Here is a 12,261-nt window from a genome sequence, read left to right as displayed (position 1 = left end):
TGTTCGTGCGACGGCAGTTGAAACCCGACACAAGGAGATCCTTCATGTTATTTCGTGCGCGCTACGCGAATGCCCTCCTCTTGACACTGCTCCTCCCGTGCTTCGCCGCCTGCGGCGACGACACGAGCGATGGCACGAGCAGCGGCGCGGGGGGCGGCGGCGGTGAAGGCACCGGCGCCGGCGGAGCCACCAGCGGCACGGGGGGGACACCCAGCGCGGGGCCGGCGTACGCCCTCACGATCCAGGTGTTCGGGCCGGACGGCGGCGACACCCAGAGCTACATCGCCGTGACGGACGACATCGACTCCGCCGAGGCGCTGTCGCTGGAGAACGCGATCGAGGTGCAGGGGCGCGCCCTCGGCGTCGGGCTGGACGGCGGAGGCGCGGTGTTCGTTGCGAGCGACGCCGCGGCGACCGTGACCCGCTACGACCTCCAGGAGGACGGCAGCCTCGAGGAAGGGGACACCATCAGCTTCCAGGGCAAGGGCCTCGCGAAGATCGGCGAGTACGGCACGCAGTTCCACTTCGTCTCGGAGACCAAGGCGTACTTCTTCGATGGTCCCACCGCCCAGGTGGTGGTCTGGAATCCCGCGGAGATGGCGGTGACCGGAGACATTCCGCTCGAGGATCTGGTGATCCCGGACGCCATGCTCACCTATTCTTCCTCGCCGCCGCTTCGCCAGGGCGACGACGTGATCACCTTCGGCGGGTGGCGCGTCGGCCCGGAGGTCCCGAGCGTGGCCGCGGTCATCGTCGTGGACAGCACGACGGACGAGGCGACCGTCGTCACCGACGATCGCTGCGGCTATGTGCGCGATGGGGTCGAGGGGCCCGACGGCATGATCTACGTGGCCACCGAGGCGTACGGCGCGGCGGTGCACCGGCTCAACCCCGACAACGCTGCTGCCCCGTGCATGCTGCGCTTCGACCCCGAGACGAGGCAGTTCGATCCCGAGTTCCACGTCGAGCTGAGCGCGCTGTTCGACGGCGACACCGCCGGCTCGCTCTTCGGCGGCCCGGACGGCAAGGCGTTCCTGCGCGTGCTCGACGAGAGCCTCTTCGCGATCGCGGACGACACCCACCCGCGCGTGCTGGCGAGCGCCGCGGCGTGGCGGTGGGCCAGCGTAACGCTCGGCGATACGCCGACCGCCACGGTGCTCGACGCCGCGCCCGGCGGCGGCAGCGTCCTGTCCGTCGCGCTCGGCGACCGCACCTACCTGCTGGAGTTCGAGGGCCAGGAGTCGACGACGCTCCGCGAGATTGGCGAGGACGGGCCCGGTGAGGCGGGCGTGAGCGCGCCTGGGCTCACGTTCTCCGTCGCGAAGATCCGATGACGCTCGCGCCCGATCACGAAGAAGCGATGAGGGACGACGCCGCGCGAGGGCCCCGTTCGCCACGGGGCTCCCGCGGGCGGCCGCGTTACGGCGCGATCATGAAGGTCGTGCGCCGCGTGCACATGTACCTGGGCTTGCTGCTGTTCCCCTGGATACTGCTGTTCGGGATCAGCGGCACGCTCTTCAATCACCCGCAGATCGGGCGAGACATCGACAGCCGGTCGCTCTCGGGAGAGCAGCTGTCGGCGCTCACCGGGTTCCAGCCCTGGGATCCCGGCGAGCTCGCGCGCCAGGTCGTCGAGCAGCTCAACGCCGGCTCGCCCTCGCGCTACACGCTCGATCCGGGGACCCCAGGCGCGTTCTCCGGGTGGCCGCTGCTCGCGGCGCCGAGCGCGGGCGGGGGACGCCAGGTGGTGATCCTGCGCCTCGACGACGGCAGCGCGACGGTCTCCAGCCATCCTCCCGAGCCCGAGGCCCCCGCGCCCCCGTTCGCCGGCGTCGCGATCGACCTGCCCGGACACAGGATGGCGGCGGTGCAGGAGCAGATAAAGGATCTCCTGCCCAAGATCGGCGTCGACGCCGCGGGGCCGCTGCGCGCCCACCCGAAGATCAGCCCCGAGCTGCGCTTCGGTATGCGGGACGCGGACGGCCGCGCCTGGAACGTCACATACAACCTGGGCACGGGGCGGCTCGACGGGCGGCACGCCGGCGCGCGGGGGTGGCCTCGCTTCGTCGAGGTGCTCGAGACGCTTCACAAGACGCATCATTTCCCCGTGCACGGCGGCGTGGCCTGGCTCTGGGCGCTCTTCGCGGACATCACCGGGATCACGCTGGTCGTGTGGGCGCTCAGCGGCCTCGCCATGTGGTGGCAGATGAAGCCCTCGCGGGTCCTCGGCGCCCTCGCGATCGCCGCCGCCGTGGCGCTCGCCGCGGTGGTGATGGTCGGCACGGCGTCGGACGCGCTGTTCGGACACGTCGGCAAGGAAGGCCCTTAGAGCGACAAACGGGTTGAAACCCCCAGAAAAGAGCAGGAATTTCACAGGGAGGCGGGGAGGCGGGGAGCGAGAGACAGCAAGAGGAAGAGGGAGAAATTCATTTGCTTCTTTCTCCCCGCCTCCCCGCCTCCCTGTGAAAATTCTCCGGGTTTCAATGTGATCGGTGCTCAGAACACCGCTCAGCTCGGAAACCAGAGAATGAACCACCAAGTCACCAAGAAGATAATGAATTTGAAATCTTGACGCCTTGGCGGCTCATCCCTCGCTCGAACGAAGCAAGACGAGGATCACGCGCCCAGCGTGGCGCCTCCGTCGACGCAGAGGTCGTGCATCGTGATGTGCCGCGCCTCGTCCGAGAGCAGGAACAGCACCGCGCTGGCGACGTCGTCCGTCGTGGCGATCCGGCGCAGCGGGATACCCAGCCGGAACGCCTCGGGAGCGCCGGCGATGACCGCCTGAGCGCCGCGATCGTCCGCCCAGAGCGCGCGCTGCATCGGCGTGTCCGTCGAGCCAGGGGACACCACGTTGCACCGGATGTCGTGCTGCGCGAGCTCCAGGCCGAGGCACTTCGTCCACTGGGCCGCGGCGGCCTTCGAGGCGGCGTAAGCGCCCATGTTCATCCGCGGCGTGCGCGCGGCGTTGGACCCGACCGTCACGATCGACCCCGATCGGCGCGGCACCATGCGGCGCGCCACGGCCCGGCTCACGTTGAACACCCCCCTGGTGTTGACCGCAAAGGTGCGCTCCCAGTCGTCGTCGCTCAGCGAGAGGGCGGCGCTCACGCGCAGCACGCCGGCCACGTTGACAAGGATCTCGAGCGGGCCGAGCTCGCGCTCGATCCGCTCCACCGCGCCGTCGACCGCCTCGCCGTCGGCCACGTCCACCGCGAACGCCGCGGCGCGATGGCCGCTCGCCTGGAGATCGGCGACCACGGCGCCCAGGCGCTCCCGGTTCGCGTCCACCGCCGCCACCGCGGCGCCCCGCGCGGCGAGCCTCCGGGCGACGGCCTCGCCGATCCCCTGGGCCGCGCCCGTGACGAGCGCCGCCTTGTGTTTGAACTCCATCGCTCGCTCCCGTCAGGCCCTGTCGAGCCCGTCCATGATCCGGTGCCGCTCCGCGTGGTACGCCTCCTCGGACTGGCTGGCCTTCCAGTAGGGGATCGCATACAGCGCCTCGCGCCCGAGCCCGCGCTCGTCGAGCAGGTGATCGCGGATCGCGACGACGGACGACGACTCGCCCGCGACCCAGGCGAAGACGCGGCCGTCTGGCCACCCCAGGGCGCGGACGGCCGCCTCGAGCCGGGGGCCCGGGGCGTGTTCGCCCTGCAGGTAGATCCAGGTCAGCGCGACGTGCGGCGGGTGATCGATCTCCTGCACGTCCGCCGCGTCGGGGACCGCGACGACGGCGTGGCCGCGCGCCGTCTTCGGCAGGGCCTCGAGCAGCGCGCCGATGGCCGGCAGCGCGGAGAGATCGCCGGCCAGGAGGTACCAGTCCGCGGGACCGAGCATCGGATCGGGGCCGCCCGGTCCGGCGATGCCGATGCGGTCGCCCGGCCTGGCGTGGTGGGCCCACCGCGACGCGGGGCCTTCGTCCCCGTGCAGGACGAAGTCCACGTCCAGCTCGCCGGCCTGCGCGTCGTACCTGCGCACCGAGTACGTGCGCGTGATCGGCCGCCGAGGCATCGGAGGCCAGACGGGGCCGTCCGGGCCCAGCGTGGGCAGCTCCGGCGCCGCCTGGTCGCCGCGCGGGAAGAAGACCTTGATGTGCGCGCCGCCGCAGCGCGCGGGGAACCCCGCGATCGCCTCGCCGCCCAGCGTGATCCGCCGCATGCGGGGGGAGATCGCGGTCGTGCGCAGCACCTCGAGCAGGCGCGGCGGGGTGCGCGCCACCGGCCCGGGTGGGGATGTCGCGACGCGATTCATGGTGACCTGTGCCATGGGGAAGCCGTCGTGGGGCAAGCTCGGCCGGTCAGCCGGTGGCTTCCTGGATGGGCGCCTCCGCGCGGTGCCGGGGCGCTGGCCTCGCCTCGCGCGGCAGCCGGGTCGACAGGAGCTCCCACCAGTGCCCGAGCGTCGGCAGCTCGGCGAGGTCCACGAACGCGACGTCGATCCCCGCGGCGCGCCACTGCTCGACGAGCGTCATGAGCCGTATCGAGTCGAGCCCCAGATCGAGGACGTTGTCGCGATCGGAGATCGCCGAGGGGAGCTGGTCGAGGACCTCGGCCACCTCGCCGCGCAGGCGCTCGACCCACGGCGTCCGGTCCTGCGTCCCCCCGAGCGGCGCCGGCGCCGGCGCCTCGCGCCGCAGGGGGCTCGCCCGCTCGCGGGGCGCGAGCGCGGCGAGGACGTCGCTCGTGGGCAGCGCGACGCCGCACCGCTGCGCGACGTAGGTGATGGCCATGTCGTGCTGCTGCCGGGAGAAATCGGCGGTCCCGTCGGTCACGAGGAACGGCTGGACGTCGTTCATGAACGCCTCGCACGCGGTCAGCAGGCACCCGATGTGCGCGTACACGCCGCACACGATCAGCTGATCGCGGCCCCACCGGCGCATGAGATCCAGGAGCTCCGTGCGCTGGAAGGCGCTGTAGCGCCACTTGGTGAGGACGGTGTCGGCGCTTCCAGGCGCGAGCTCGCGCACGATCTCGTGTTTGTCGGGCTGCTGCGTCAGACCGGGCCCCCAGAGATCCGTCAGCAGACCGCGCTGGGCCCTCGTCTGCTCGGCGGGCTGCTTCGTGTAGACGACCGGGATCCCGCTCGCCGCGCACCGCTCCCGGAGCAGGCGGACACTTTCGATCAGCTCGACCATCGGGGACGCGCTCGCGTCGTAGAAGCCGAGGAAATACTCCTGCATATCGTGGATCAAGAGGACGGAGCGCCCCGGATCCGGCCGCCATGACGCCCGGCTCTCCGGGAGCTCGTCGGCTCGTGGCATGCGATAGGTCTGGATGCGGGGGATGGCCATGGTCGTTCCTCTCTCTCCTCGTCTCTTCTGGTCGCAGCGCTCCTGTCGATGGAACGGGCCGCGGGCGTCGCTGCGCCGCCTCGGCCCGCGCTGCCCTCTCAGGCGCGCGCTCCCTGCGCGAGCCTGTCGGCGATCCACCGGCGGAGCGCCTTCTTGTCCACCTTGCCGACGCTCGTCGTCGGGAGGGCGTCGAGCCACTCGATGCGATCGGGCACCTTGTACTGGGCGACGCCGCGCTCGCGCAGGAAGGCGTTGATCTCCCTCGCCGGCGGCGGCTGCCCGCGCGCCACGAGGAACGCGCACGATCGCTCGCCGAGGTGGGCGTCCGGCATGGCGACGAGCGCCGCGTCGCGCACCGCCGGGTGGGCGAGGACGTGGTTCTCGACCTCCTCGGCCGCGATCTTCTCGCCGCCGCGGTTGATCTGATCCTTGGCGCGGCCCTCCACGACGAGGTAGCCGGCGGCGGTCCGCCGCACGAGATCGCCCGTGCGGTAGAAGCCGTCGCGCGTGAACGCCTTCTCGTTGTGCGCGTCGGCCCTGTAATAGCCGCGGATCGTGTAGGGCCCTCGCGTGAGCAGGTGGCCGACCTGCCCGGGCTCGACGTCGCGGTCGTCGTCGTCCACGACGCGGACCTCGTCGTGGGGCGAGATGGGCCTGCCCTGCGTCTCGAGCGCGATGGCGTCGGGGTCGTCGAGGCGGGTGTAGTTGACGAGCCCCTCCGCCATCCCGAACACCTGCTGCACCTTGCAGCCCAGGGTCGGCCCCACGCGGCGCGCGACCTCCGCGGGGAGCCTGGCGCCGCCCACCTGGAGCACCTTCAAGCTCGACAGGTCGTGCCGCGCCGCCCGGGCCGACTCCAGCCAGACCGAGGCCAGCGGCGGCACGAGCGCGGTCAGCGTGACCCGCTCCCGCTCGATCCACGGGAACGCCTCGTCCGGGCTGGGGCGGCGGCAGAGCACAACGCGGCCTCCGGCGTGGAGCACGCCCAGGCTCCCGGGCGAGCTGAGCGTGAAGTTGTGCGCGACGGGGAGGACGGCGAGGTAGACGCTGCCCTCGTCGAGCCCGCAGATCTCCGCGCTGGCCCGCACGCTGTAGAGGTAGTCGTCGTGCGTCCTCGGGATGAGCTTCGGTACGCCGGTGCTCCCGCCGGACAGCTGGAAGAAGGCGACGTCCCCCGCGGCGGGCTCCGGGAGCTCGACGGGCTCCCGGTCCAGGCTCGAGAGCGCTGTGTGCTCGCCCGGCTCGCCGGCCACGAGCACGTGCTGCAAGGTCCCGACGTCGCGCCGGATCTGGCTCGCCAGCTCCCGGTAATCGAACCCGCCGTCCCGGTCGGCGATGACGTACGCGACCGCCTCGGTGTGCTCGCAGAAATACGCGATCTCGGCGCGCCGGTGCGCGGGCAGGGCCAGCACGGGGAGCGCCCCGAGCCGGAACAGCGCGAAGCACACCTCGAAGAACTCCGCGATGTTCGGGAGCTGGACGACGACGCGATCCCCCGGCCGGAGCCCGAGGTGCAGGAGGCCCGCGGCGAGGCGATCGGCGCGCCGATCGAGCTCACCGTAGCTCACCCGGCGATCGCCGCCGACGAGCGCGATCCGATCGGGGTGCCGCGCGGCCCGCTCGCGGAGCAGGCGCCCGAAGGTCTCGCCGCGCCAGTAGCCGGCGCGCCGGTAGAGATCGGCCATCTCGGCCGGCCACGGAGTCCAGCCGTCGAGCGCCTGCCTCCGCGCCTGCGCGGGCGCCTGCGGGCTTTCCTCCGGAGCGCTCATGCCCGCTCCGGCGCCCGGTCGAGGCCGAGCGCGTTCAGCATCGTCCCGAGCTTGGCGGTGGTCTCGGCGAGCTCGTGCTCGCCGCTGGAGCCGATGACGATCCCGGCCCCGGCATAGAGGCGGAGCGCCCGGCCGGCGACGTCGGCGCAGCGGATGACGACCGCCCACTCGCCGTCGCCGCTGGCGTCGGACCAGCCCACGAGCCCCGTGAAGAACCCGCGGTCGAACCGCTCGATCGCCTCGATGGCGTCGCGGGCGCGGTCCGTCGGGTATCCGCACACCGCGGGGGTCGGGTGCAGCGCTGTGGCCAGCTTCATCGAGGAGATCGAGAGATCGCGCAGCTCCCCGGTGAGCCGGCTCGACAGGTGCCACAGCGTCGGGGTCTGCGTGAGCGAAGGCTCGTCGGGGACGCTCAGGCGCCGGCAGAACGGCCGGAGCGCGGCGGCCACGGCGTCGACGACGATGGCGTGCTCGTGCCGGTCTTTCTCGGACGCGAGCAGGGCGATCGCCCGCCGGCGGTCCTCGTCGGGGTCCGGGCTGCGGACCGCGGAGCCGGCGAGCGGATTGGCGATCACCCGGAGCCCGGAGCGCGACAGGAGCAGCTCCGGGCTCGCGCCGAGGAGCGTCCGCGCGCGCGACATCGCGACGCCGCGCTCCGCGCCGGAGAGCCCCGCGGTCGGATCCGAGAGGTTCGCGGCGAAGGTGTAGCCGTTCCGGTTCTGCTGCGAGAGGCGCTGGAGGACGAGGCGGAGATCGACCGGCTCTCGCAGGACCATCTCCAGCATCCTGGAGAGGACCACCTTGCTCAGCACCTCGGACCGCATCAGGCCCACCGCCGTCTCGACGCCGCGCACGTAGTCGCGGGGCTCCGGGACCTGGCGCAGCTCCTGGATGGCAATCGGCAGGTGCGCTCTCGGCGACTCCGACGTGTGGTTGAGCGGGCCTGCGCTCTGGATCGTCCGCGGCACGATGAGGTGAGCGGGCGACGTGCTGTTGAACGGCACCGCGCCGACCACCATGGGGAGGCCCTGGCCGGCGCCGGCCCTCGAGGCCGCCGCGAGCACCCTTGTGACGCGGTCCGCGAGGCGGTCGCCCTGATCCGCGCCGTTCGGCTCGAGGATCATGTCGTGTACGCCCTGCGCGAGCAGGGTGCGTGTCGGCGACGCGAAGAAGAACGCCGACTCAGGGGTGTATTGCTTCAACAGCTGCCCTGCGTTCACCGCGGGCAGCGCGGCAGAGGCCGGCATCGAGATGGAACTCGTCACATTCAGCTCCGATGGGCGTCGAGAGCCACGTGGGCTCGGGTCATCGGGCGCTGGACGTCAGGTCTCGGGCCGCTTGATTATGATAAAGAAAATCAGTTTCAAGTAACTCATGGCACGGAAGATCGAAACTGTCAAGGGACTCCCGATTCTGTCTCGGGTGTGTGCCGTCGGTGGGGCCCGTGGACGGGGCGCTCCGGGGCTTCGCTTCTGCGTTGACATCCTGCGTGACGGGTGCGACGAGTCGCCCCGCCATCGGTGCTCGCCCGGCCATCGCCGGGCGAGCTGAAAAGGGAACCCGGTGAGAATCCGGGACTGCCCCCGCAGCGGTGAACGGGAACGACGATCACCAAGAAGCACTGGGCATGCACCAGAGCAGCCTGGGAAGCGGTGATCCGTAGGAGAGCGGCCGGCGACGGCCGCAGCGCCCGTGAGTCCGAAGACCTGCCGAAGGTGCGCGCGCCGGTGCGCTGGCGCGCGCTGACCTGAGCCTTCGAGGGGAAGGCGCGCAGGCCCTCGACCACCTCGCTCGCGCGCGGTGCCGTGGCCCGTCACGCAGCCCCCTCGCTTCGGCTCTCGGCTCACCCGGAGCAGCGCTGGGTCGACGCGGGCAGGCGGCGCGTGAATGGTTGATTCCTCTGATCGTCGGTCGCGTCGGCGCCGGAGCGCCGGCGCGGCGTGCTGGCTCGCCCTCGCGGTCGGCAGCGCCGTGGCAGCCCTGCCGGCTGCCCGCGCTGACGATCTGCGCAGGCCGGCGGGCGAGCAGGGGGGCGATCGCGCTGCCGCTCCGCCGGAGACAGCCCCGCTGGAGGTGCGCGTCGAGGGGGATCGCCTGCGCGCGCCCGCGCCGCCCAAGGACAGGTCCGTCGCGGGGTCGGTGCTGAGCCGCGATCGCCTCACCGGCGCGGGGCTCGGGGCGGCGGACGTGCTCCGCACGCAGCCGGGCGTCCGCGTGGAGGAGTCGGGCGGCTTCGGCGGGCCGGCGACCGCGGCCCTCCGGGGAGCGACCGCCACGCAGACGCCTGTGTACCTCGCCGGCGTCCGCCTGAACGACGACGTCGTGGGGACGGCGGATCTCTCGCTCGTGCCCCTCTGGCTCATCGAGCGCGTCGAGATCTACCGCGGCAACGCGCCCATCGAGGCCGACCGCCTCGGCCCCGGCGGCGCGATCTTCTTCGAGCCGCGGCGGCCTTCCCGGACGACGGCCGGCGTGGGGGCGATGGCGGGCTCGCTCGGCGCGCGGCGCGGGTGGGCGTTCGCCGGCGCCAGCGCGGGGCCGGTGAGCTCGATCGTCGGGGTGAGCGCCGAGGCCGCGGAGAACCGCTACACGTTCGTGGACGATCGCGGGACGCTCTTCGACGAGAGCGACGACACCCTGGAGCGCCGGCAGAACGCCGACGTGCGCACGATCGACGCGTGGGCGCTCGCGCGCGTCGAGCTCGGGGGCGGCGCGATCGTCGACGTGATCGCGAACGGCACCGATCGCGAGCAGGGGATGCCGAGGCTCGCGCTCCTGCCATCCCGGAGGGCGCGGGGGGAGTCGCGGCGCGTCCTGACGTCCGTCGTGGCGCGGGTGCCGTTCGGCGGCGAGGCGCAGCACGCGATCGAGGCGCGCACCTCGTTCATCGAGGCGCGCTCGGAGGTCCACGATCCCCTCTTCGAGCTCGCGCTGCTCACGCCGGAGCTCCGGCTCGCGGGCCGCCGCCTGGAGCAGACGCTCGGGGCGACGCTCTCGTTCGCCGACCGGCTCCGGGTGCGGCCCGTGCTCTCGGTCGCGCGCGAGGGCATCTCGCGCGCGCCGGACGACGTCCCGCTCGCGCGCGCGCGGCGCTCGTTCGCGCGCGGCGCCGTCAGCGCGGAGGTGAGCCTCGGCGAGGGGCTCGCGCTGCACGCCCTCGCGAGCGGGGAGTGCCACGCCACCGGCGCGGACCGGGAGCGCCCTTGCGACGTGCTCGTCCCGACCGGGCGGGTCGGCGTGGAGGCGGGGAGCGACCGGATCCGGCTCCTCGCGACCGTGGGCCGCTACGTCCGCGTCCCGACGCTCGGCGAGGTGTACGGCGTCTCCGGCGTCGTCCACGGCAACGTGGAGCTCGAGCCGGAGTCCGGCGCCACGATCGAGGCCGGGATCCGGGCGCAGACGGGGCGCGGCGCCGTCGTGCGCGGCGCCTTCATCGACGCGTTCGCGTTCGGGAGCGCGGTCTCCGGGCTCGTCGCGTACGAGAAATCCGGCCAGGGCTACGTGAGCCCGTACAACGTCGGCCGCGCCCGCGTCGTGGGCGCAGAGCTCCTGGCCGGGGTCGAGGTGACCCCGTTCCTCCGCGCCGAGATCGCGGCGACGCTGCTCGATCCGCGGGACACGACGCCGGGGCGGACGACGAGGAACGACATCCTCCCGTTCCGCTCGCGCCTCGTCGTCGCGCCGCGCCTGCACGCCGAGTGGAACCGTCCGGACGGCGCCGTGTTCTCGGGCGCGTCGGGCGAGCTCCGGGCCGTGTACCAGTCGAGCCGGTACGCCGATCCCGCCGGCCTCGGCGTGATCGCGGAGCAAGCGACCGTCGACCTCGACGCGGAGGCGAGGTGGCTCGGCGGGCACCTCGCGGTGAGGGGTCGCGTCGCGGACCTGCTGGACGCGCGGCGCACGGATGTCGTCGGGTATCCGCTCCCGGGACGGAGCGTGTTTTTCACACTGGAGTCAACATGGTGAAGATCAGTCTATCTGCGATCGCGATCTCGATTCCGCTCCTCGGCTGCAACGTGGATTCACCGCCGCCGTCGACGGGCGGCGTCCACGGCGGCGGCGACGGCGACGCGTGCGAGAGCGGCGTCGTCATCGTGACGAGCGACTACCAGTCGACGAACATCGTTGTGTCGGAGCTCGACGGGACCACCCTGTCGCCCTCCTTCGTGTCGAGCGGCGCGGCGAAGCCGGGGCTCAGCCTCGCGCTGTCCGGCGACGTCGACGTCCCGAGGGCGGCGCCGCCGTCCGGCCGCGTGGTCCTGCTCGATCGGTTCGGCACGAACGTGATCACCTGGATGGATCTCGAGACCGCCGAGGTCCTCGCGCAGCTCCCGGTCGGGCAGGGGTTCGAGTCGAACCCGCAGGACTACATCGAGGTGGGCGCGGACCGCGCGCTCGTGTCGCGCTACGGGAGCAACCCGAGCCCGGGCGTGGAGCCGTTCGACGAGGGCGGCGATCTCCTGATCGTCGACACGAAGGAGTACTCCATCGCGGGGCGCATCGCCCTGCCGGAGGAGGAAGAGGGGCTCCTGCCGCGCCCGTCGGGGATGGCGCGCGTCGGCGACGACGTGGTCGTATCGCTCGGCCGGCTCGCCGCGGACCTCTCGACCGCGGGCGAAGGGCGCTTCGTGGGCGTCTCGCCGGAGCAGGGCGCTGTCACATGGACGGTCGACGTGCAGGGGCTCTACGGCTGCGGGCGCCTCGCCGTGTCGCCCTCGGGAGAGCGGCTGGCGGTGGCCTGCTCGAGCCGCTTCAACGCCGAGACGATGGAGTACGATCCGGCGACGAGCGACATCGTGATCTACGACGCTCGCACCTCGCCCCCGGAGGAGATCAAGCGGCTCGGCGTGGCGAGGGCGCTCGGCGCCGCGGTCCAGCCCACGCTCGCCTTCGCCTCCGAGGACGTCCTCCTCGGGACGGCCTACGCGGGCAGCACGTCCGCCGGGGATCGCGCCTTCTCCGTGAGCATCGCCACGGGCGAGGTCACGACGCTCGCCCTGGCAACCCAGGCCTACGCCTTCGGCGGCGTCCACTGCTCGCCCGGCTGCGGCGACGTCTGCCTGCTGAGCGACGCGGAGAAGAACAAGCTCCGGCGCTGGCAGGTGACGGCGAACGGCGCGCTCGAGCCGCTGGAGGACGCGACCGTCGACACCGAGATCGGGCTCCCGCCGCGAGGGATCGGCGGGCTCTGATCGGCCCTGC

At 72.5% G+C, this 12,261-nt stretch carries 9 protein-coding genes and 1 riboswitch; of the genes, 4 read left to right on the top strand and 5 right to left on the bottom strand.

Annotated features, from left to right (window positions below; all coding sequences use genetic code 11):
• Positions 1 to 44 precede the first annotated feature (44 nt).
• Both WMF29_RS21200 and WMF29_RS21195 read left to right on the top strand, forming a co-directional pair.
• Positions 45 to 1,334 (top strand): hypothetical protein, encoded by a 1,290-nt coding sequence (locus tag WMF29_RS21200; protein WP_437330569.1) that lies wholly within the window; start codon positions 45 to 47, stop codon positions 1,332 to 1,334.
• A 98-nt stretch (positions 1,335 to 1,432) separates the two neighbouring features.
• Positions 1,433 to 2,329 (top strand): PepSY domain-containing protein, encoded by an 897-nt coding sequence (locus WMF29_RS21195; RefSeq protein ID WP_437330568.1) that lies wholly within the window; start codon positions 1,433 to 1,435, stop codon positions 2,327 to 2,329.
• 287 nt (positions 2,330 to 2,616) lie between these two features.
• On the opposite strand, the gene WMF29_RS21190 is transcribed toward WMF29_RS21195, so the two are convergent.
• From WMF29_RS21190 to dhbC, 5 genes are all read right to left on the bottom strand, one after another.
• Positions 2,617 to 3,393, bottom strand: coding sequence for a 2,3-dihydro-2,3-dihydroxybenzoate dehydrogenase (locus tag WMF29_RS21190; protein ID WP_437330567.1), 777 nt, complete (start codon positions 3,391 to 3,393; stop codon positions 2,617 to 2,619).
• Positions 3,394 to 3,405: 12 nt separating this feature from the next.
• The gene (locus WMF29_RS21185) at positions 3,406 to 4,251 is read right to left on the bottom strand and encodes a siderophore-interacting protein (protein ID WP_437331150.1); all 846 of its coding nucleotides are present in this window, start codon (positions 4,249 to 4,251) and stop codon (positions 3,406 to 3,408) included.
• 46 nt (positions 4,252 to 4,297) lie between these two features.
• Positions 4,298 to 5,290 carry an isochorismatase family protein gene (locus tag WMF29_RS21180; RefSeq protein ID WP_437330566.1) on the bottom strand — a complete coding sequence of 331 codons (993 nt, stop codon included), beginning with the start codon at positions 5,288 to 5,290 and terminating at the stop codon, positions 4,298 to 4,300.
• Between the two features lie 98 nt (positions 5,291 to 5,388).
• Entirely contained in the window at positions 5,389 to 7,059 is a 1,671-nt protein-coding gene (locus tag WMF29_RS21175) for a (2,3-dihydroxybenzoyl)adenylate synthase (RefSeq protein ID WP_437330565.1), read from the bottom strand.
• Positions 7,056 to 8,324, bottom strand: coding sequence for an isochorismate synthase DhbC (gene dhbC, locus WMF29_RS21170; RefSeq protein WP_437330564.1), 1,269 nt, complete (start codon positions 8,322 to 8,324; stop codon positions 7,056 to 7,058). Before dhbC ends, WMF29_RS21175 begins: the two co-directional genes overlap by 4 nt.
• A 236-nt stretch (positions 8,325 to 8,560) precedes the next feature.
• Positions 8,561 to 8,787, top strand: a riboswitch (cobalamin riboswitch).
• A gap of 243 nt (positions 8,788 to 9,030) precedes the next feature.
• On the opposite strand from dhbC, the gene WMF29_RS21165 reads away from it, so the two are divergent.
• Entirely contained in the window at positions 9,031 to 11,025 is a 1,995-nt protein-coding gene (locus WMF29_RS21165; protein ID WP_437330563.1) for a TonB-dependent receptor domain-containing protein, read from the top strand.
• Entirely contained in the window at positions 11,019 to 12,251 is a 1,233-nt protein-coding gene (locus WMF29_RS21160; protein WP_437330562.1) for a hypothetical protein, read from the top strand. Before WMF29_RS21165 ends, WMF29_RS21160 begins: the two co-directional genes overlap by 7 nt.
• Positions 12,252 to 12,261: the final 10 nt, after the last annotated feature.

The organism is Sorangium sp. So ce381 (assembly GCF_051473845.1).
In the GTDB taxonomy this organism is placed as follows: domain Bacteria; phylum Myxococcota_A; class Polyangia; order Polyangiales; family Polyangiaceae; genus Sorangium; species Sorangium atrum.
This window is presented reverse-complemented; position numbering and strand designations above follow the sequence as displayed.

Coding starts and splice junctions, on each gene's coding strand:
- WMF29_RS21160 (WP_437330562.1), top strand. CDS start 11,019: ATGGTGAAGATCAGTCTATCTGCGATCGCGATCTCGATTCCGCTCCTC.
- WMF29_RS21180 (WP_437330566.1), bottom strand. CDS start 5,290: ATGGCCATCCCCCGCATCCAGACCTATCGCATGCCACGAGCCGACGAG.
- WMF29_RS21190 (WP_437330567.1), bottom strand. CDS start 3,393: ATGGAGTTCAAACACAAGGCGGCGCTCGTCACGGGCGCGGCCCAGGGG.
- WMF29_RS21185 (WP_437331150.1), bottom strand. CDS start 4,251: ATGAATCGCGTCGCGACATCCCCACCCGGGCCGGTGGCGCGCACCCCG.
- WMF29_RS21200 (WP_437330569.1), top strand. CDS start 45: ATGTTATTTCGTGCGCGCTACGCGAATGCCCTCCTCTTGACACTGCTC.
- WMF29_RS21195 (WP_437330568.1), top strand. CDS start 1,433: ATGAAGGTCGTGCGCCGCGTGCACATGTACCTGGGCTTGCTGCTGTTC.
- WMF29_RS21175 (WP_437330565.1), bottom strand. CDS start 7,059: ATGAGCGCTCCGGAGGAAAGCCCGCAGGCGCCCGCGCAGGCGCGGAGG.